Origin of the sequence: Amycolatopsis sp. 3B14 (assembly GCF_050958625.1) — a bacterium.
GTDB classification, from domain to species: domain Bacteria; phylum Actinomycetota; class Actinomycetes; order Mycobacteriales; family Pseudonocardiaceae; genus Amycolatopsis_E; species Amycolatopsis_E thermoflava.
In genome coordinates this window covers 1-20,051 of record NZ_JBHZEN010000025.1, presented here as the reverse complement: position 1 = coordinate 20,051, position 20,051 = coordinate 1, and the positions used below count along the sequence as shown (strand labels likewise).

General features: G+C 72.6%; 18 protein-coding genes and 2 pseudogenes. 5 read left to right on the top strand and 15 right to left on the bottom strand.

What is annotated here, in order from left to right:
• The first annotated feature begins 58 nt into the window (after nt 1–58).
• On the top strand, nt 59–871 hold the full coding sequence (locus tag ACCP09_RS15720; protein WP_123685180.1) for an amidohydrolase family protein: 813 nt from the start codon (nt 59–61) through the stop codon (nt 869–871).
• A 561-nt stretch (nt 872–1,432) separates the two neighbouring features.
• Here the strand turns inward: ACCP09_RS15720 and ACCP09_RS15715 are convergent.
• The 8 genes from ACCP09_RS15715 to ACCP09_RS15680 all read right to left on the bottom strand — a co-directional run bounded on the left by ACCP09_RS15715 (nt 1,433) and on the right by ACCP09_RS15680 (nt 11,903).
• Nucleotides 1,433–2,497 (bottom strand): FAD-dependent oxidoreductase, encoded by a 1,065-nt coding sequence (locus ACCP09_RS15715; protein WP_433747330.1) that lies wholly within the window; start codon nt 2,495–2,497, stop codon nt 1,433–1,435.
• 696 nt (nt 2,498–3,193) lie between these two features.
• Nucleotides 3,194–3,871 (bottom strand): SRPBCC family protein, encoded by a 678-nt coding sequence (locus ACCP09_RS15710; protein WP_027934502.1) that lies wholly within the window; start codon nt 3,869–3,871, stop codon nt 3,194–3,196.
• Nucleotides 3,872–4,137: 266 nt separating this feature from the next.
• Nucleotides 4,138–4,995 (bottom strand): FAD binding domain-containing protein, encoded by an 858-nt coding sequence (locus ACCP09_RS15705; RefSeq protein WP_433747326.1) that lies wholly within the window; start codon nt 4,993–4,995, stop codon nt 4,138–4,140.
• Nucleotides 4,992–7,430, bottom strand: coding sequence for a xanthine dehydrogenase family protein molybdopterin-binding subunit (locus ACCP09_RS15700; protein ID WP_027934500.1), 2,439 nt, complete (start codon nt 7,428–7,430; stop codon nt 4,992–4,994). Before ACCP09_RS15700 ends, ACCP09_RS15705 begins: the two co-directional genes overlap by 4 nt.
• Before the next feature lies 1 nt (nt 7,431).
• Nucleotides 7,432–7,971 (bottom strand): (2Fe-2S)-binding protein, encoded by a 540-nt coding sequence (locus tag ACCP09_RS15695; protein WP_027934499.1) that lies wholly within the window; start codon nt 7,969–7,971, stop codon nt 7,432–7,434.
• A 213-nt stretch (nt 7,972–8,184) separates the two neighbouring features.
• Nucleotides 8,185–9,297 carry an XdhC family protein gene (locus ACCP09_RS15690; protein WP_017984315.1) on the bottom strand — a complete coding sequence of 371 codons (1,113 nt, stop codon included), beginning with the start codon at nt 9,295–9,297 and terminating at the stop codon, nt 8,185–8,187.
• The gene (locus ACCP09_RS15685; RefSeq protein ID WP_400988698.1) at nt 9,290–10,399 is read right to left on the bottom strand and encodes a vWA domain-containing protein; all 1,110 of its coding nucleotides are present in this window, start codon (nt 10,397–10,399) and stop codon (nt 9,290–9,292) included. The genes ACCP09_RS15690 and ACCP09_RS15685 overlap by 8 nt, the downstream gene beginning before the upstream one ends.
• Nucleotides 10,400–10,409: 10 nt before the next feature.
• Nucleotides 10,410–11,903 carry an FAD-dependent monooxygenase gene (locus ACCP09_RS15680; RefSeq protein ID WP_433747320.1) on the bottom strand — a complete coding sequence of 498 codons (1,494 nt, stop codon included), beginning with the start codon at nt 11,901–11,903 and terminating at the stop codon, nt 10,410–10,412.
• Nucleotides 11,904–11,964: 61 nt separating this feature from the next.
• Between ACCP09_RS15680 and ACCP09_RS15675 the strand changes: the two genes are divergently transcribed.
• The 3 genes and pseudogenes from ACCP09_RS15675 to ACCP09_RS15665 form a co-directional block, all read left to right on the top strand.
• A complete protein-coding gene (locus ACCP09_RS15675; protein WP_123685176.1) occupies nt 11,965–12,618 on the top strand; it encodes a TetR/AcrR family transcriptional regulator in 654 nt (217 codons plus the stop codon).
• Nucleotides 12,619–12,733: 115 nt separating this feature from the next.
• Entirely contained in the window at nt 12,734–13,357 is a 624-nt protein-coding gene (locus tag ACCP09_RS15670) for a class I SAM-dependent DNA methyltransferase (protein ID WP_027934495.1), read from the top strand.
• A gap of 315 nt (nt 13,358–13,672) precedes the next feature.
• A pseudogene (locus ACCP09_RS15665) lies at nt 13,673–14,010 on the top strand (2-isopropylmalate synthase); the annotation flags it as partial.
• A 58-nt stretch (nt 14,011–14,068) separates the two neighbouring features.
• Here ACCP09_RS15665 and ACCP09_RS15660 read toward each other — a convergent pair.
• Complete coding sequence (locus ACCP09_RS15660; protein ID WP_027934493.1) at nt 14,069–14,938, bottom strand: AAA family ATPase; 870 nt, start codon at nt 14,936–14,938, stop codon at nt 14,069–14,071.
• Nucleotides 14,939–15,023: 85 nt separating this feature from the next.
• Between ACCP09_RS15660 and ACCP09_RS15655 the strand changes: the two genes are divergently transcribed.
• Nucleotides 15,024–15,407, top strand: coding sequence for a tautomerase family protein (locus tag ACCP09_RS15655; protein WP_433747315.1), 384 nt, complete (start codon nt 15,024–15,026; stop codon nt 15,405–15,407).
• A gap of 539 nt (nt 15,408–15,946) precedes the next feature.
• Here the strand turns inward: ACCP09_RS15655 and ACCP09_RS15650 are convergent.
• The 6 genes and pseudogenes from ACCP09_RS15650 to ACCP09_RS15625 form a co-directional block, all read right to left on the bottom strand.
• Entirely contained in the window at nt 15,947–16,510 is a 564-nt protein-coding gene (locus tag ACCP09_RS15650) for a nucleotidyltransferase family protein (RefSeq protein ID WP_433747313.1), read from the bottom strand.
• Nucleotides 16,503–17,300, bottom strand: a complete 798-nt coding sequence (locus ACCP09_RS15645) for an IclR family transcriptional regulator (protein ID WP_123685173.1) — start codon at nt 17,298–17,300, stop codon at nt 16,503–16,505. Before ACCP09_RS15645 ends, ACCP09_RS15650 begins: the two co-directional genes overlap by 8 nt.
• A gap of 10 nt (nt 17,301–17,310) precedes the next feature.
• Nucleotides 17,311–17,712 (bottom strand): 4-carboxymuconolactone decarboxylase, encoded by a 402-nt coding sequence (gene pcaC / locus ACCP09_RS15640; protein ID WP_433747308.1) that lies wholly within the window; start codon nt 17,710–17,712, stop codon nt 17,311–17,313.
• Nucleotides 17,709–18,470 carry a 3-oxoadipate enol-lactonase gene (gene pcaD, locus ACCP09_RS15635; protein ID WP_433747305.1) on the bottom strand — a complete coding sequence of 254 codons (762 nt, stop codon included), beginning with the start codon at nt 18,468–18,470 and terminating at the stop codon, nt 17,709–17,711. Before pcaD ends, pcaC begins: the two co-directional genes overlap by 4 nt.
• A complete protein-coding gene (gene pcaB, locus ACCP09_RS15630; protein WP_433747302.1) occupies nt 18,467–19,792 on the bottom strand; it encodes a 3-carboxy-cis,cis-muconate cycloisomerase in 1,326 nt (441 codons plus the stop codon). The genes pcaD and pcaB overlap by 4 nt, the downstream gene beginning before the upstream one ends.
• A pseudogene (locus ACCP09_RS15625) lies at nt 19,785–20,051 on the bottom strand (protocatechuate 3,4-dioxygenase subunit alpha); the annotation flags it as partial. The gene pcaB and the pseudogene ACCP09_RS15625, both read right to left, overlap by 8 nt.

The following is a 20,051-nucleotide window of genomic DNA, read 5'->3' as shown; positions in this document are numbered from 1 at the left end:
GGGGTGGGCGTGGGATGCTGTCAAGCGGATCTTCGGCGGGCCGCTGGGAGGGTGAGCGATGGCTGACGTGGTCGACGTGTGGATGCAGCAGCCGAATCAGCGGTTCATGGACCAGCCGTGGCTGGAGACGCTGGTGCGGTGGACGAACATGTCCCGCAGGGCGCCCCAGCTGAGGGCGACGCTCGACGCGATGGACGAGGCCGGGGTGCGGGTCGGGCTGCTGTCGGCCTGGCACGGGCCGGGTGGCGCGCTGATCACGAACGACGAGGTGGCGGAGCTGGTGGCAGCGCACCCGGACCGGTTCGCGGGGGTCGCAACGGTGGACCTGACGGACCCGGTGCGGGCGGTGCGGGAGGTCAGGAGGTGCGTGCGGAACGGTTTCGTCGGCGTGCGGGTGGTGCCGTGGCTGTGGAACCTGCCACCGAACGACCGCCGCTACTACCCGGTTTACGTCGCCTGCGTGGAGGAGGACGTGCCATTCTGCACGCAGATCGGCCACACCGGCCCGCGGTGCCCGTCCGAGCCGGGGCGGCCGATCCCGTACCTCGACGAGGTGCTGCTGGACTTCCCGGAGCTGGTCGTGGTGGGCGGCCACGTGGGCTACCCGTGGATGGCGGAGGTCCTGTCCCTGGCGACGAAGTACCCGAACTTCCACGTGGACACGTCGGCCTACGCGGTGCACCGGCTGCCCGCCGAGCTGGTCGAGTTCATGCGCGACCGCGGCCGGACGCGCGTCATGTTCGGCAGCAACTACCCGATGCTCACCCCGGCACAGGCCCTGAAGCAGCTGCCCGCGTTGGAGCTGGGGGTTTCCGCACGGGAGGCGTTTCTGGGTGGCAACGCGCGGAGGGTCTTCGCACTGCCGAACTGACGGCGGCGCGCTTCTCGGCGGCGCGGCACTTCCGGCGCTGGGTCCTTCCGGCGGCCCGGCGCTTACGGCGGCAGGGTCCTTTCGGCGGCCCCGCGCTTCCGGCGGCTGGGCGCTTCCGGCGGCCCGGCGCTTCCGGCGGCTGGGCCGGCGCGCTGCGCGGCCTGGGCTTCCGGCGGCAGGGGCCTTCGGCGGCTGGGCGCTTACGGCGGCCCGGCGCCCTGCGCGGCCTGGGCTTCCGGTGCCGGACCAGCGGCGCCGCCACCACCCCCGATGCACCCCGCAGCTCCACTCCGCACCGCCACGGCTCCCCCACACCGCCCCCTCGGCCCCACAGCTCCCCAGAGCCCCCAACCAACTGCGCCGCCGCCCCCAGGCGCGCTCAGCCACCCCAACCCCGGCCCCACCCCGAAGCCACATTGCAGTCACCTCTGTGCACCCCATCGCTCCTCCGGTGCCCACCCGGAATTAGCCGTATCGCAGCCACCCCCGTGCGCCCACGCCGGTCCCACGGGCCCACGCCGTGCGGCCACTACTCCCCGGTAGTCACCCCAGGCGAGTCGCTCAGCTCGCTGCGGCCACCTCGGGTGCGGCCAGCAGCTGCCGGATCTCGCGGACTGCTGCGCGGCCCGCCCGGTTCGCGCCGATCGTGCTCGCGGACGGGCCGTAGCCGACCAGGTGCAGGCGGGGTTCGGCGGCCGCGCGGGTGCCTTCCATGCGGATGCCGCCGCCGGGTTCGCGCAGGTGCAGTGGCGCGAGGTGGTCCAGCGCGGCGCGGAAACCGGTCGCCCAGAGGATCGCGTCGACGTGCTGCTCGGTGCCGTCCGGCCACACCACGCCCGTCGGCGTCAGGTGGTCGAACATCGGCTTCCGGTCGAGGATCCCGCGGGCCTCGGCTTCGCGCACCTGCGGCGTGCGCATCAGGCCGGTCACGCTCACCACGCTCCCCGGGGGCAGCCCGGCACGCACGCGGCGCTCGACCTGCGCCACGGCTTCGCGGCCCAGCTCGGGGCTGAATTCGACGTCCTTGAACACCGGCGGGCGCCGGGTGACCCAGGTGGTGCCGCTCGCGAACTCGGCGATCTCGATGAGCAGCTGCACAGCCGACGTGCCGCCCCCGACGACCAGGACGTGCTGCCCGCGGAACTCCTCCGCGCTGCGGTAGTCGGCGGTGTGCAACTGGCGGCCGGTGAACGTCTCCTGGCCGGGGTAGTGCGGCCAGAACGGGCGCGTCCAAGTGCCGGTCGCGTTGATCACGGCGCGGGCGGCCCAGCTGTCGCCACCGGCGCTCTCGACGAGGAGCCGCTCACCGGTGTCCCGGACGGCGACCACCTCGACCGGGCGCCGCACCGGCAGCTCGAAGGCGCGCTCGTAGCGCGCGAAGTACTGCGCGACGACTTCCGACGCCTTCCGGTGCTCGTCCTGCTCGTCGAAGGCCATGCCAGGCAGGTCGTGGAACTTGTGGACCTTGTCCAGCCGCAACGAGGGCCACCGGTGCTGCCACGCCCCGCCCGGCGCGGAATCCCGATCGAGGACGACGAACTCCAGGCCGGACCGCCGGAGGAAGTAGGCGGCCGACAGGCCGGCCTGCCCCGCTCCGATCACCACGACGTCGGTTTCGGTACGCACAAGAGGTACAACATCGCCCGCGGCGACCCACTTCCCCGCCGTGGCGCGCGGCACGTCGGGGTGAGGCGGGTCGGTGCGGGCGCGGCGGGCGGAGGCGGCGGCGCGCCGCGCAGTCGGAGGTTCCGGCGCGAGCTGCGCGAGAGGTCGAGGCGAGGGAGCCGGCGCGCAGGACCGCACCATGCGGAGTGGGCAAGACTCCGCGGAGCGGCGCGATGGGCAGCACCCCAGCGCGGGGCGGCGCGATGGGCACCACCGGGCGCGGAGAGGCACGCTGGTCGCGATGCAGCGGGCGCGAGACCGGGCGATGCCACGCCTGGGCAGGCCTGTGCGCGAGCGGCCGCGTGGGCGCACCGTGGGGTGCGCGCGAGCGGGCCGCGTACCAGCGCGGTGGGGTGCGCGCAAGCAGGCCGCGTGTCTCCACGGTGGGCCCATGCGCGAGCAACCTCGCGCCAGCGCGGTGGGGATGTGCGCGAGCAGGCCGCGTGCCAGCGCGGTGCGAGTGCGCGCGAGCGGGCCGCGTGTTTCCGCAATGGGGACATTCGCGGGCGGGCCGCGTGCCTCCGCGGTGGGGATGCGCACGAGCAGGGCGCGTGCCAGCGCGGTGGGGGGTCGCGGCGAACCCGGGGGGGGCGCGGCGATGCCTGGTTGTCGTGTGGGGGTGCGCCGAGCAGGTGGGCGCCCGCTCGGCGCTGGGCCTCAGCGGCGGCGGATCAGGCGGACAATGGCCACGATGCCGAGTACCGCGGCGACTCCGGCGAGCACCGGGGCCAGGCGCTTGCCGATGGAGCTGCCCGCGTACTCGAAGAGGTCGATCGCCTCGGCTTCCTGGGGCTGGGGCTTCACCGTCTCCAGCTTGGGCTTCTCCGGGGCCGGTTCGGTGGTCACCCCGGACTCGGCCGGCTTCTCCTCGGCGGGGGCCGCTGGGGTCTCCGCCGCGCCGAGGCGGTCGGCCAGGTTCGTCGCGAACTGGTCCAGGATCTTGCCGCCGACCTCCGAGATCATGCCCCGGCCGAACTGGGCCGGGCGCCCGGTCACGTTCAGGTCCGTCGCCACGGAACCCTTCGTCCCGCCGTTCTCCTCGGACAGCGTCACCGTGACGGTCGCCGCCGCGGTGCCCGCTCCTCGCGAGTCCTTGCCGGAGGCCTTGATCACGATCTTGCGGGCCTGCTCGTCGGTCTCCAGGAACTCGCCGGAGCCCTTGTACAACAGGGAGATCGGCCCCAGCTTCACCTTGACCGTGCCGGTGAACGTCTCGCCCTCGACCTTCGTCAGGGTCGCACCCGGCATGCAGGGGGCAACGCGTTCCGGGTCGGTGACCGCCTTCCACACCTCGGCGGGCGGGGCCGGAACGGTGAATTCATGGTCGAGCCGCACGGGCCGACCTCCCTTCTCCAGAAAGCTTCAAGTCCCTCGCAGTCACCTTAGTGCCGGAACCGGCATGTGCGTGACTTCGCGGGACCCGGATCGGCGCGCCCCGCATGGGGAACGGTGGTCGGATGATCACGTTGCTGCGTTCGGAGCCCGGGGCCCACGGGCGGGAGCACCACGCCGGCACGGCCAGCGCTCACCGATGAGAGCACTGCGCTCGCCCGGCCGGTGCCCGCGGCCGCCCACGTGCTGGGCGGCCGCGGGGGCCGGGGCTACACCGCGGCCAGGGCTGCCGAGACCGCGCGGCCCGTCAGCACCTTGGCCAGCTCCTGCCGGTACTCCACGTCCGCGTTGCCGTCCGCCGTGGGGCTGGTGCCCTCGGCGGCGTGGGCGGCCGCGGCGCGGATCGTGTCATCGGACGCGGACTGGCCCACCAGGGCCTGCTCGACCGCGGTGGCCCGCACCGGCACCGACGCCATGTTCGTCAGCGCCACACGGGCCTCGGCGATCGTGTCGCCGTCGGTGCGGACCGTGGCCGCCACCGCGACCATCGACCACGCCTGGGCGACCCGGTTGAACTTCTCGTAGTGCGCCTTCCACCCGGTGTGCTTCGGCACGCGGATCTCGACCAGGATCTCGCCCGGCTCGAGCGCCGTGGTGAAGAAGTCCTGGAAGAACTCCGCCGCCGGCACCGTCCGCCTGCCGCTGCTGCTCGCGATCACCATCTCGGCGTCCAACGCCAGCGCGGGGGCCAGCAGGTCGCCTGCCGGGTCCGCGTGCGCGATCGAACCGCCGAACGTGCCGCGGTGCCGCACCTGCGGGTCGGCCACCGTGTCGGTCGCCCTGGCCAGCAGCGCGGCGTGCTCGGCGACCAGCTGGTCGCGCTGCACGTCGTAGTGCGTGGTCATGGCGCCGATGACGATCGCGTCGCCGTCGTCGCGGACACCCCGCAGCTCGGTGATCTTGCCGAGGTCGATGAGCGTCGTGGGCGCGGCCAGCCGCATCCGCAGCACCGGCAGCAGGCTCTGCCCGCCGGCCAGCACCTTGGCGTCCTCACCGGCCGCGGCCAGTGCCTGCACCGCCTCGTCCACAGTGGACGGCGCGACGTAGTCGAAGGCAGCGGGGATCACTGCGCACCTCCCGAAGCGTCGATGGAACCCAGTCCGCCGCCGGCCTCCGCACCGACGCCGCCGGCATCGGTGCGGCCGCGGTGGATCGCCGACCACACCCGCATGGGCGAGCACGGCATCTCGATGTCGTTGACCCCGAACTGCCGCACGGCGTCCACCACCGCGTTGACCACCGCGGGGGTGGAGGCGATCGTGCCCGCCTCGCCGACGCCCTTGACGCCCAGCGGGTTCGACGTCGCCGCCGTCTCGGTGCGGTCGGTGACGAACGACGGCAGGTCGGCCGCCGAGGGCAGCAGGTAGTCGGCGAACGTGCCGGTGGTCAGCGTGCCGCTCTCGTCGAACACCGCCTCCTCGTACAGGGCCTGCGCGATGCCCTGGGCGAGACCGCCGTGCACCTGCCCCTCCACGATCAGCGGGTTGACCACCTTGCCCACGTCGTCCACGCACACGTACGAGCGCAACCGCACCCGGCCGGTCTCGGTGTCCACCTCGGCGGCGCACAGGTGCGTGCCGTGCGGGAACGAGAAGTTCTCCGGGTCGAACACGGCCTCGGAGTCCAGCGTGGGCTCCATGCCCTCGGGCAGGTTGTGCGCGGCGAACGTCGCGAACGCGACGTCCTGGATCGTCGTCGACGTGTCAGTGCCGCGAACGGTGAACTTGCCGCCCTCGAACTCCAGGTCGTCCGGCGAGCACTCCAGCAGGTGCGCGGCGATCGTGCGGGCCTTGTCGACGACCTTCTCGGCGGCCTTGACCACCGCGATGCCGCCGACGGCCAGCGACCGCGACCCGTAGGTGTCCATGCCCTTGTGCGAGGACTGCGTGTCGCCGTGGATGACCTCGATGTCCTCGAACGCGACGCCGAGCCGGTCGGCCACGATCTGGCTCCACGCCGTCTCGTGCCCCTGCCCGTGGGCGGAGGCGCCCGTGACGACCTCGACCTTGCCGGTGGGCAGCACGCGGATCGCCGCGTGCTCCCAGCCGCCTGCCCCGTAGTCCAGCGACCCGAGCACCCGCGACGGCGCCAGCCCGCACATCTCGGTGAACGTCGAGATGCCGATGCCCAGCTGCACCGGATCCTTGCGCTCGCGGCGTTCCTGCTGCTCCCGGCGCAGGCCCTCGTAGTCGAACAGCTCCTTGGCGCGCTCGGTGGCGGCCTCGTAGTTGCCCGAGTCGTAGGTCAGCCCGCAGACCGTGGTGAACGGGAACTCCTCGTGCTTGATCCAGTTCTTCTCGCGCAGCTCCAGAGGGTCCATGCCCAGCTCGGCGGCCAGCTCGTCCATCATCCGCTCGATCGCGAAGGTGGCCTCCGGCCGCCCGGCGCCGCGGTAGGCGTCGGTGAGCGTGGTGTTGGTGAACACGTTCGTGCAGGCGAAGTGGTAGGCCGGGATCTTGTAGATCGCGTTGAACATGAACGCGCCCAGGATCGGCACGCCGGGCCCGACGAGCCCGTTGTAGGCGCCCATGTCGGCGAGCAGTTCGACCTTGAGGCCCGTGATCGTGCCGTCGCGGTTCGCGCTGATCGAGATGTCCTGGATCTGGTCGCGGCCGTGGTGCGCGGTCTGCATGCACTCCGAGCGGGTCTCGGTCCACTTGACCGGCTTGCCGAGCTTCTGCGCGATGAGGACCGCCATGGTCTCCTCGGGCAGCACGGCGATCTTGCCGCCGAACCCGCCGCCGACGTCCGGCGCGATGACACGCAGCTTGTGCTCGGGAATGCCGAGCGTCAGCGCCGTCATCGTCTTGAGGATGTGCGGCACCTGGGTGGCCGACCACATGGTGATCTGGGTTCCGGTCGGGTCGACCACGACCGAGCGCGGCTCCATGAACGCGGGCACCAGGCGCTGCTGGCGGAACCGCCGCTTGAGCACGACCTCGCCGCCGGCCAGCGCTTCCTCGACGTTGCCGCCGGTGCCCGCCTCGGCCGAGTCGAAGACCCACGTCGCCTGCTTGTTGGTGCCCAGCTCGTCGTGCACCAGCGGCGCGTCGTCGGCGATCGCGTTCTCCAGGCCGAGGACCACGGGCAGTTCCTCGTAGTCCACGTCGATGGCCTCGAGCGCGTCGGCGGCCTCGGCCTTGCTGCGGGCCACGACCACCGCGACGCCCTCACCGGCGAAGTTGACCTGGTCGGCGGCCAGCACGGGCCGCCGCGGCTGCTTCATGTCCGGCGTGATCGGCCACGCGCACGGCATGCCGATCGCGTTGTCCGGGTCGAGGTCGCGGGCCGTGTAGACGGCGACGACGCCCGGCATGTCCCGCGCCGCGGCCGTGTCGATGGAACTTATCCGGGCATGGGCGAACGGGCTGCGCAGGATCGCCACGTGCAGCATCCCGGGCAGCGTGATGTTGTCGGTCCAGCGGGTGCGGCCGGTGATGAGCCGCGCGTCCTCCTTGCGGGTGCGCGCCTTGCCGACCTCGGGTTCGATCGTCGACGTCATGTCACTCGCCCCCGCCCGCGAACGCGCTGGGCGCGCGGGAGACGTCACCGGAGACGCGCTCGGCCTCCGGCCCCGCGCCCGGGCTCATCCGCTGCGCCGCGTCCCGCACGGCGCGAACGATGTTCTGGTAACCGGTGCAGCGGCACAGGTTGCCCTCGAGCCCCTCGCGGACGGCGTGCTCGTCCGGGTTCGGGTTGTCGGCGAGCAGGTCGATCGACTGCATGATCATGCCCGGCGTGCAGAACCCGCACTGCAGGGCGTGGTTGTCGTGGAACGCTTCCTGCACGGGGTGGAGCTTGCCGTCGCGGGCCAGGCCCTCGATGGTCGTCACCTCGGCACCGTCGGCCTGCACGGCGAGTACCGAGCAGGACTTCACGCTCTGGCCGTTGAGGTGCACGGTGCAGGCACCGCAGTTGCTGGTGTCGCACCCGATGACGGTGCCGACTTTCCCGAGCGTCTCCCTCAGGTAGTGAACGAGCAACGTGCGGGGTTCGACCTCGTCGGTGTAACTGGTTCCGTCCACGTTGACGGTGATTCGCATGAGGCCTCCAGTGGTGGGAGCTGGGTGATCGGCTTCACAAGCGAGCGTGCTACTTCCGTGCCGTTCGGACAAGTCCTGGTTGGGTGACACTTCACCCCGGCTCCCGCAGCTGCACGGAAAAACCCAGCTCCACCACCGCAACCGCGGAACCGGCTCGTACGAAGTGACCAGTCGCAGGCCTGCGAAAGGGCCAGTCGTAGCCGCACGACAGGGTCAGCCGTGAATGCGCCCGGACAACTCGGTGAGCCGCTTCCCGCCACCGCCCCACCGCAGCGCGATGATCTCCGCGGCGATCGACACCGCGGTCTCCTCCGGTGTGCGGGCGCCGAGGTCGAGCCCGATCGGAGAGGCCAATCGCGACAGTTCCGCCTCTGTCAATCCCGCCTCCCGCAAGCGGGCGAGGCGGTCGTCGTGCGTGCGCCGCGACCCCATCGCCCCGATGTAGCCGACGTCCAGCCGCAACGCGACCTCCAGCAGCGGCACGTCGAACTTCGGGTCGTGGGTGAGCACCGCGATCACGGTCCGCCGGTCGATGCGGCCCGCCTCCGCCTCGGCCTTGAGGTAGCGGTGCGGCCAGTCCACGACGACGTCGTCGGCGTCCGGGAACCGCGACGCGGTGGCGAAAACCGGACGCGCATCGCACACCGTGACCTGGTAACCGAGGTAGGAGCCCATGCGCGCCATCGCGGCCGCGAAGTCGATCGCGCCGAACACCAGCATCCGCGGCTGCGGTTCGAAGGAGTTGACGAACACCGCCATGCCCTCGCCGCGCCGCTCGCCCTCAAGGCCGTAGTGCAGCGTTCCGGTGCGCCCGTTGGCGAGCAGGCCGCGCGCGTCGTCGGCGACCGCGTCGTCGATCCGGTCGGTGCCGAGCGTCCCCGCGGTCCGGTCCGGCCACACGACCATGTGCCGACCGCGCCGCTCCGGGTCCTCGTGCTCGATCACGGTGACCACGGCGACCGGCTCCCCGCGGTGCACCGAGTCGACGACGTCGCCCAGCTCGGGCAGGGTCTCCCTGTCGATCCGCTCGACGTAGATGTCGATGATCCCGCCGCAGGTCAGGCCCACCGCGAACGCGTCGTCGTCGCTGACGCCGTACCGCTGCAGCACCGGCTCGCGGTCGGCGACGACCTGTTGCGCCAGCTCGTACACCGCGCCCTCGACGCAGCCGCCGGACACGCTGCCGACCGCCGTCCCGTCCTCGGTGACCAGCATCGCGGCGCCCGGCGCACGGGGCGCCGAGGAGAAGGTCGCCACGACCGTGCCGACGCCGACGGCTTCGCCCTCGCGCCAGCGCTTGTACAACTCGTCGAGCACATCATGCATCGCGGATCTCCAGCAGCAGTCGTTCCAGGGTGGCCAGGCTGTGGCCGGCCAGCAAGCGGTCGACGTGCGGGAGCGCGGCCGCGATGCCGGACTGCACCGGAGCGTAGCCTTCGCGTCCCGCGTGCGGGTTCACCCAGAACACCGCGTGCGCCAGGCGGCGCATCCGGGCCATCTGCTCGCCGAGGAGACTGGGGTCGCCGCGCTCCCAGCCGTCGGAGAACACCGTGACGACGGCACGGCGCGCGAGCCCGCGCTGCCCCCACCGATCCAGGAAGATCCGCAGCGTCTCGCCGAGCCGGGTGCCGCCGGCGAAGTCGGGCACCGCGGTGCCTGCGGCGAGCATCGCGCGTTCCGGGTCGCGCTGCCGCAGCTGCCGGGACACCCTGGTCAGCCGGGTGCCGAGGGTGAACACCTCGACCGCGGCGGGCGCACGGCGCACCACGACGTGCGCGAACCGCAGCAGCGAGTCGGCGTACGGGCTCATCGACCCGGACACGTCGAGCAGCAGCACCACCCGGCGCGGGCGGGTCGACCGGTTCCGGTGCGCGAGCCGGACCGGTTCGCCGCCGCCGGCCAGCATCGCGCGCAGCGTCCGGCCCGGGTCGAGCGAGCCGCGGCGCGCCGGCCTGCTGCGCAGGGACTTCCGCATCGGCGGTTGCGGCCGCAGCACCGCCATCAGCTCCCGCAGGTGCTCGCGTTCGGCCTTGGTCAGCTCCGCGAGATCCCGTTCGCGTAGCACTTCGGCGTCGGTCGCCGCGACCCGCAGCTGCTCGTCGTCCGACCCGGCCTCGCCCTCGCCCGCCGGCTGCGACACCAGTGCGGCGATGCGGGACCGCTGCTCGCGGCGGACGGTGGCCGGCCGCGGTTCCGGTGGCGCGGCGGCGAACCACTGCGCGAACGCGTCGTCGTAGCGGATCAGGTCGTCCGGGTCCGAGCACAGAGTCAGCCTGCCCGCCCAGTACAGCTGGTCCGCCTCGCCGACGTCGAGCCGCTCGACGGCGTCGAGGTAGGCCTGCACCCGCTGCGGCCCGCAGGCGACGCCGGCTTCGCGCAGCGCGGTGGCGAAGCCGACGAATCCGGCCAGGGGGTCCTGGGTGCTCACCTGTTCATTGTTACGCGAAAATCCGATGTGAGGGGTTCCGCGTGCCGAACCAGGTCGCGAACGCCTTCTCCAGACCGGCCGTGCCGCCGTCCCCGGCCGCCCACGCGACGTGACCGTCGGGCCTGATCAGAGCCTTGAGACCAGGCCGCCCGACGACTTCGCCCGGCGCCACGCGGACCCGCTCGTCGTCGATCCGCGCGCCGATCAGCACGGCCCGGCCGTCGCGGCAGTGGTCGGCGAGACGGCTGCCGTCGGTGAACTCGAAGTCCGGTGCGCTCTTGCCCGCCAGCTCGTGGTCGCTGTCGGCCGGGTACCGGTGCAGCACCCCGGCCAGCTTCTTCGCCAGGTACGTCGCCCGGTCGCCGGTGGTGAGCAGGTCGGTGAGCACCGAGCGCAGGGCCTTGGCGTGCCGATCGGGCCGCATCGCCGCGATCTGCGCGCGCGTCCACTCCAGCACCCACTCGCCGATCGGGTGCCGTTCGACCGGGTAGGTGTCGAGCAGCCCGTCCGGCGCGTCGCCGCGGACGGTCGCGGCGAGTTTCCAGCCGAGGTTGACCGCGTCGCCGATTCCGAGGTTGAGGCCCTGCCCGCCGAACGGCGAGTGGACGTGCGCCGCGTCGCCGGGGAGCAGCACCCGGCCCTTGCGGTAGGTGGTGGCCTGGCGGGCGTTGTCGGTGAACCGCGTGGCGCTGCGGATCGACCTGACCGTGACGTCCACTCCGGACACGCGCCGGATGCTGTCCTGCAGCTCGGCGACCGTGACCGGCGAGGTGCGGTCCGCGGGCGGGCCGTCGAACTCGACGGTCAGGATCCGCCCCGGCAGCGGGCCGTGCACGTAGACGCCGGTGCCGGTGCGGCGCCAGCCCAGCCCGAGCGCCTCGGTGCCGTCCAGGTCGGCCAGCGCCTGACGCCCGGTGATCTCCGGATCGGTGCCGGGGAAATCGAACCCGGCCAGCTTGCGCACCAGGCTGCGGCCACCGTCGCAGCCGACGAGCCAGCCCGCGCGGACCCGCTCGCCGCCGAGGAAGACCGTCACACCGTCGTCGTCCGCCTCGAATCCGGTGACCTCGGCGCCCCGGCGCACGACCGCCCCCAGGCCGGTCGCGTGCTCCTCCAGCACCTTCTCCACGGTCTGCTGGCCCACCAGCTGCAGGTTGGCGGCCGGGCCCGCGTCCCGGAACGCGGGATCGGCGAAGTCGACCAGGTCGAGGCCGACCATGATCCCGGCGAAGTGCCCGGCGATCGGCGGCGGCGCCGACTTCGCCCGCGACAGCATCGCTTTCACCTGCGCCATGCCCTGCCGCGTCTCGTGTTCGAGCCGCTCCAGCAGGCCGCGCCGGTAGAGCGCCTCACCCGTCGCGAGGTTGATCGAGCCCGCCTTGAGGGTCGGATCGATCTCGGTCCGCCGCTCCACGACCAGCACGTCCACGCCGCCGAGCCGCAACTCGCCCGCCAGCATCAGGCCGGTCGGTCCGCCCCCGGAGATCACCACGTCGAAGTCCATGCACCCATCGTGCCACAAACTTTTACCCGGTCAATGTTTTGGTTCGGTATAGGATTTCGGCGTGGGACTGCGCGAAGAGAAGAAGCGGGCCACGCGACGGCACATCTCCGACGTCGCGACCGGCCTGTTCGCCGTCAAGGGCTTCGACAACGTGACCGTCGCCGAGGTCGCGGAAGCCGCCGGCGTCTCGAAGATGACCGTGTTCAACTACTTCCCACGCAAGGAGGACCTGTTCCTCGACCGGCACGCCGACCGGCTCCGCGAACTGGAGCGGGTCGTCCGGGAGCGGCCCGCCGGACAGGACGTGGTGACGGCCCTGCGGCGGTACCACCACGAACTGGTGCGGCAACGCCATCCGCTGTCCGGGACGCGGCCGGGGACGGCGGGCTTCCTGTCGATCCTGCGCGCCAGTCCGGCGCTGGTCACGCGCACCTACGAGCAGTCCCGCGAGATCGCCGCGATGCTGGCGGACGTGCTGACCGAGGAGACCGGCGACCCGGTGGAAGCGCGGCTGACGGCGAACCTGCTGACCGCCGCGATCGACTCGATCTACGAGCGGGCGACCAGCCGCCTGCTGGACGGCGACGACCCCGACGACGTGCACCGGGACCAGCCCGCGGTGATCGACCGGGCCTTCGACCTGCTGCAGCACGGCCTCGACGGGGCGAAGCCGCCGCGATCACGTCGCGGGAGCGCAGCGGGATCAGCCGGGTGATGAGCCCACCCTCGTCGCGGAAACCGTTGCGGGACAAGAATTTCTCCCGCACCGGCGAGTCGGGCCACACCGGCCACCCCGCCCTCGATACGGTCGCCGCGTGACCCATCTCGACATGACCCGCGCCGCCTACGACACCGTGGCGGTCGACTACGCGAAACTCCTCGAAGGCCTCCTGGAGCAGACTCCGGAGGACCTGGCGATGTTGCGACTCTTCGCCGACTACGTGCGCCGGGACGGCGGGCAGGTGGCGGACATCGGCTGCGGCACGGGACGGGTGACGACGTACCTGGATTCGCTGGGGGTTCCGGTGTTCGGCATCGACCTGTCGCCCGGCATGCTGGCGGAGGCGCGGCGGCGCTACCCGCACCTGCGGTTCGAGGTCGGCTCCATGTCCGACCTGGCGCTGGAGGACGCCAGCCTGGGCGGGATCCTCGCGTTCTACTCGATCATCCACACGCCGCCGGAGCTGCTGCCGGAGGTGTTCGCGGAGTTCGCGCGGGTCCTCGCGCCGGGCGGGCACCTGATGGTGGCGTTCCAGGTCGGCGACGAGCGCAAGCGCCTCGAACAGGCTTACGGGCACACGGTTTCCTACGACGCGTACCGCCTGCCGCCGGACCGCATCACGGAACTGCTGGCGGACGCCGGGCTCCCGGTGACCGCGCGGCTGATCCGCGAGCCCGCGTTCGAGTACGAAACGACTCCGCAGGCGTACCTGCTCGCTCACCGCCCGCGCTGAGGGCCTCCTTCATCGACACCAGGGTGGGCCCGGCTCACCACCAGCCCTGGCCGCGTCCCCGGCCGCGATGGCGTCCAGGAGGTTCTGCGTGCGCATCGTGGTCGGGGCCGCCGGGCCGAAGCCGCAGCATGTCGATCATCGCTTGGCGGACGCCCGGCTCACGCAGGCGCCGGTGTGGGGCCCGGTCGACCTGCGGGACGGCAACCAGGCCCTCGCCGAGCGACTACGACTTCGTCCGCCTCATCGCGGAAACCGGCCTCGCGCCGGAGGACGTCACGATCGTGGTGTTCGCCCCGGCGCGGCGCGACCTCATCGAGCGTGATCCTGTCGATGCACCCGCACGGCGACCGCGGCACCGGGATCGCCTGCGCGGAGCTGACCCTCCTCGCCGGGGCGCGGCGCGTCGAAGGCTGCATCTTCGGCAACGGCGAGCGCACCGGGAACGTCGACATCGCCACGCTCGCGCTGAACCTGCGAACTCCCAGTCCGGCAAGGGCGGTATCGCGCACCTGCTGAGCACCGGTTACGGCGTCGAACTCCCGCGGCGGCTGCAGATCGACTTCGCCCGGCACGTCCAACGGCACACCGACCGGACCGGTGGGGAGGTGACAGCGAAGGAACTGTGGGAGCTGCTGCAGGAGATGTACCTGGACGCGCCCGGCGGCGTCCGGCGAGGTGCCGGCGTTCGTGGAACGCCCTCGCCCGGGTCGGCTATGCCAGCACCGTGTCGAGTTTGGCCCGGACGCGGTCGAGGTCCTCGGAGTACTTGAGCACCGCGCCGAGGGTCCGGGCGGCGATCTCCGCGTCGAGTTCGGTGCGGTTGAGCGCCAGCAGCGCCTGCGCCCAGTCCAGCGACTCGGCGATGCCCGGCGGTTTCAGCAGCTCCAGCTCACGCAGCCGGCGGACGGCCGCGGCCACCTGCGTCGCGAGCCGTTCGCCGACTCCGGGCAGCCTGCGGCGCAGGATGGCGACCTCGCGGGCCAGGTCGGGGTGCTCCAGCCAGTGGTAGAGGCAGCGTCGCTTCAGCGCGTCGTGCACCTCGCGGGTCCGGTTGGAGGTCAGCAGCACCAGCGGCGGCTGCACGGCGCGGATCTCGCCGAACTCCGGGATCGTCACGGCGTTCTCGTCGAGCAGTTGCAGCAGGAACGCCTCGAACTCGTCGTCGGCGCGGTCGATTTCGTCGACCAGCAGCACACACGGCGACTCCTTCAGCGCCCGCAGCAATGGCCGGGCCAGCAGGAACCGCTCGGTGAACAGCGACTGCTCCGCGGCTTCGACGTCCAGGTGCTCGCGGCCGGCTTCCAGCGCGCGCAGGTGCAGCAGCTGGCGCGGGAAGTCCCATTCGTACAGCGCCTGCGCCGCGTCGATGCCCTCGTGGCACTGCAACCGCACCAGCGGCAGGCCGAGCGCTTCCGACAGCGACACGGCCAGCGAGGTCTTCCCCGTGCCGGGTTCGCCTTCGCAGAACAGCGGGCGCTGCATGCGCAACGCCAGGAACGCGGCGGTGGCGACGCCCTCGTCGGCGAGGTAGCCGACCCGGTCCAGCTCCGTCGCCAGCTCTTCGGGTGAGTTGACCTTCACCCCTCCACCCTAAGGGGTTCGCCCGTCGTTGACAGCCACTCCGCCCGCGATTACCTTTGCTTGCAAATCTACTTTGGGAGTTGAGATGCCTCATCTGACCGTGCACGTCCTGGAGAGCGACCTGGCCGGGCGTGAGACCGAGCTGATCGAAGGCCTGACCGAGGCGATCGTCGCCGTGTACGGCGAGTGGGCGCGGGAGATCGCGGTCGTGCGGCTGGTCGGGGTGCCGTCGAACCGGTGGGCCATCGGGGGCAAGCCGGCGTCCGCGCCCGCGCCGTCGGTGATCTTCGGCATCCGGGAAGCGGCGTTCGAGCGCCCGGACGCGGACGCCATCGTGGCCCGGCTGGTGGCCGGGGTGACCGACGCGATCGTGGCGGTGTTCGGGGAGCGCGTGCGGGCCGGGGTGACTGTGGAGCTGGTGGGGACACCGGCTGGGCGGACGGGTGTCGGCGGGGTGGTCGCCGCCTAGCGGGGCGGGTCCGGGGCCGGAATCCCGGCGAAGTGCACCTGCGGCATGGCGCCGCTCAGCGGGGCAGGTCCGCCGGGGGTCCTCATGCAACCAAGGGGGACCGTCGAACTCGGCGGCACACCCGCCGGGCCGGCCAGCCTCCACGGAGTCGACGCCGCCTAGCGGGCCGGGTCCGCTGGTATCCGCCTCCGGCCAAGGGCGGCCACCGAACTCCACGGGACACCCGACGGGCGGCCTGGTATCGGCGGGGGTCGCCGCCTAGTGGGCAGGTCCGGGGTCCAGCAGGAAGCATCTGCGGGCCGGAATCCCGGCGAAGGGCGCCTGCCGGTGAACCGGCGTGGCCCGGAGTTGTCGCCGCCTGGCGGGGCAGGTCCGCGGGGGTATCCACGTCCGGCCATGGGTGACCACCGAACTCCACGGGACACCCGCCGGGCGGACCGGTGTCAGCGGGTCGTCGCCGCTTAGCGGGGCGGGTTCGGGGCCGGAATCCCGGCGAAGTGCGCCTGCCGGCGGACCAGCCTCCGCGGCGCCGGCGCCGCCTAGCGTCGGAGGTCCGCGGGGGTGTCCACGTCCTGGCCGCCGCCCAGGTCGGCGCACTCCACCAGCCGCAGGTCGGTGCGGCCGCGGAGCCAGTCGCGGGCTCCGCGGTCGCCAGAAGCGCTCTCCGCGACCTCGTCCCACCAGCGGCGCCCGAACAGCACCGGATGCCCCGGCACGCCGTCGTACGCGGCGCGCGCGACCACCTCCGCCGAGGCCAGCGCCCGCAGCCGCGCCACGATGCGGGCGTCCACTCCGGGCAGGTCGACCAGGTGCACCAGCACGGCCGACGCTTCCGGCAACGCGCGCAGCCCGGCCCGCAGCGACGCGCCCATCCCGCTGGCCCAGTCGGGCGACTCAACGGCCCACGACGGATCCGGCAGCAACGCCCGCACCTCGTCGGCCTTCGCGCCCACCACCACCCGCACCGGCGCGCAGCCACCGTCGGTCAGCACGCGCAAAGCCCGGCGCAGCAACGGTTCCCCGTCCAGTTCGACCAGCGCCTTCGGACGTCCCATCCGCCGCCCGGCGCCGGCCGCCAGCAGCAACCCGGCGCACTCAGCCACGGCGCGCCTGCGCGGGTGCGACGGCCAGGTCGTCCTCGATGCGCTTCGCGGCGGCCAGCAGCGGCGGCACCATCTCCTCGATCACCGTCTCCCGCGGGGTGCGACTGGCGTGAGTGGACACGTTCACCGCCGCCACGACGCGGCCCTGCCGGTCCCGGATCGGCGCCGCGACCGACCGCAGCCCCTCCTCCAGCTCCTGGTCCACCAGCGCCCAGCCCTGCTGCCGGACCGCGGCCAGCTCGGCCCGCAGCGCGGCGGGCGAGGTGAGCGTGTGCGAGGTCAGGCGCTGCAGCTCGGCCTGCTCCAGGTACCGGGCGAACCCCTCGTCGTCGAGCCCGGCGAGCAGCACGTGCCCCATCGACGTGGCATAGGCCGGGAACCGGGTGCCCACGTTGATGCTCACCGTCATGATCCGGGACACCGCGACCCGCGCGACGTAGACGATGTCGGCGCCCTCCAGCACGGACACCGAACTCGACTCGCGCACCTCCGCCGACAGCCGCTCCAGGTGTGGCTGCGCGACCTCGGGCAGGGTCATGCTGGACAGGAACGCGTAGCCGAGTTCCAGCACGCGCGCGGTCAGCGAGAAGTACTTCCCGTCCGTGCGCACGTACCCGAGGTCCACGAGCGTGAGCAGGAACCGCCGGGCCGCGGCGCGGGTCAGGCCGGTCGAGCGCGCCACGTCGGACAGCGTCAGCTCGGGCGACCCGGCGCCGAACGCGCGGATCACGGCCAGGCCGCGTTCCAGCGACTGGACGTGGTGCGCGCCGCGCTCGGTCGGTTCCGCCATACCCGACAACTTAACTGGTGGGTGGCTGGGCGGTGGGCTCTCCCATCTCGGCCAGTGTCTTCTGCGCGATGGCGAACGCCTCGTTGGCCGCAGGCACCCCCGCGTACACGCCGGCGTGCAGCAGCACCTCGCCGATCTCGTCGGCGGTCAGCCCGTTGCCGACGGCGGCGCGGACGTGCATCGCGATCTCGCCGTGGCAGTGCAGCGCGGTGAGCACGGCCAGCGTGATGCAGCTGCGGGTCTTGCGGTCCAGGCCCTCGCGCGTCCAGATCGAGCCCCACGCGGCGCGGGTGATGTAGTCCTGGAACTTCTGCGTGAACTCGGTCGCGTTGGCGGTGGCGCGGTCGACGTGCGCGTCGCCCAGCACCTCGCGCCGGACCTTCATGCCCGCGTCGTACAGCTCGTCGCTCATCGCGCCCCCTTCAGGTGCTCCAGGAGCAGTTCGGTGAACTTGCCTGCCTGCTGGTAGCTGCCCAGGTGGGCCGCGTGGTCGATCACCTCGAACTTCGCACCGGGGATGCCGTCTGCGATGACCTGCCCGTGCGAGGGCGGCAGCGCGGCGTCGTCGGCTCCCGAGATCACCAGGGTCGGGGCGGTGATCGTGCCCAGCCCGGCGGTCAGGTCGAGCCCGGCGATGGCCTCGCAGCACGACGCGTAGCCCTCGGCCGGGGTGGTCGCGGTCATCTGCCGCAGCTCCTCGGCCAGTTCCGGGTTCGCCGAGATCCAGTCCGGTGTGAACCAGCGGCCGATGCTGCCCTCGGCGATCGTCGCCATGCCCTCGGCGCGCACCTGCTTCGCCCGCCCGGTCCACATGTCGACGTTGCCGGGCTTGACCGAGGTGAACGTCAGTGCCAGCGACCGGATTCGCGACGGCGCGTGCTGCCCGAGCCAGGCGCCGGTCATCCCGCCCAGCGACAGCCCGACGAAGTGCGCGGACTCGACGCCGAGCGTGTCCAGCAGCTCGACGACGTCACGGCCGAGGTCGGCGATCGAGTACGGCCCTGGCGGCACCGGCGACTGCCCGTGGCCCCGGGTGTCGTACCGGACGACGCGGAAACCGTTGTCCGTCAACGGCTTCACCTGCGGCTCCCACATGCGCAGGTTACTGCCGATGGAATTGCTCAGGACGACGACGTCACCATCGCCCGCGGTCTCGTAGTGGACCTTCACGAAGTCCCCTTTCGCTTCTCCAGCACCCGTTCGACGAAGACACGCGCGCTCCCCAGGTAACCGGCCGGGTCCAGCAGCTCGCCGATGCGCTCGCGGGACAGGTGCTTGCCCACCAAGGCGTCCTCGGCCAGCAGATCGGCCAGCTCACCCTCACCGGCCAGCGCGCGGCGAGTGCACGCGCTCACGGCGTCGTGTGCTTCGAGCCGCCCGGTCTCCGCCGCGAGCGCGGTCGTGACCCGCTCGGACAGCAGCGCGCCACGCGTGAGGTCGAGGTTCGCGCGCATCCGGTCCGCGTCCACTTGGAGCCGGTCGAGGCTCGTGCGCAGCCAGTGCACGGCGGATCCGGTGCTGCGCAGCAGTTCCGTCAGCGGCCGCCACTCGGCGTGCCACGAACCGGCGGCGCGCTGGTGCTCCTGCGCCATCGCGCCGAGCAGGGTCGCGACCAGCCCGGGCGCCTGCTGCGCGGCCGCCGCGGCCGCCACCGCGGCGACCGGGTTCCGCTTGTGCGGCATGGTGGACGAGCCGCCGCTGCCCTCGGCGACCTCGGCGATCTCACCGACCTCGGTCTGCGCCAGCAGCACCAGCGACCGCGACGCACCGGCGACCACACCCGACAATGAACCGAGCGCACCGGCGAGTTCTGCGATGCGCGTCCGCTCGGTGTGCCACGGGATTGCCGGCTCCGCAAGCCCGAGCCTGCGTGCGAAGGCCGCCAGCACGGCCGGTCCCTGCTCACCGAGCGACGCCAACGTGCCGGTCGCCCCGCCGAGCTGCACCGCGAACCGCTGCGCCCGCAACCGGTCCGCGGCCGCGTCCAGCCCGGACAACCAGCCGGCGAGCTGGAAGCCGAACGTCACCGGCAGCGCCTGCTGCAGCAACGTCCGTCCCGCTTGGACAGTGCCGGCGTGCTCCCGCGCCAGCTCGGCGAGCCGGTCCGCGCACGCCTCCACCTCGCCGAGCAGCACGTCCACCGCACGCGCGGACACCAGCATCGCCGCGGTGTCCACGATGTCCTGGCTGGTCGCGCCGAGGTGCACCACCCGGCCCGCCTCGCCGCCGACCCGCGCGGTCAGCTCCCGCACGAGCGGCGCGGCGGGATTGCCGACGCCGACCGACTTCGCACCGATCGCGGCGGCGTCGAACTGCCCGTCACGAGCCACGGCGGCGATCCGGTCGGCGTGCTCGCGCGGGATCACGCCCGCGTCCGCCTCCGCCTCCGCCAGCGCCGCTTCCGCGTCGAGCAGGCCCCGCAGCCAGGCGGCGTCGGAGACCTCGTCGCGGACCGGCCCGGCGGCGAGCATCGGGTCGAACAGGTCAGACATCGAAGAACACTGTCTCAGCCCCACCCTGGAGACGCACGTCGAAGCGGTACCCGTCGTCGGTCTTGGCGGCGATCAGCGTGCCGCGCCGGTCCTCCGGCACCGAGTTCAATACCGCGTCGGCGGCGTTGGCCTCGGTGTTCTCCGGGAAGTAGATGCGCGTGACGACCCGGTTCAGCAGCCCGCGCGCGAACACCGACACGTCGATGTGGGGGGCCTGCGTCGCGCCGTTCTCGCCCGGGATCGCGCCGGGCAGCAGGGT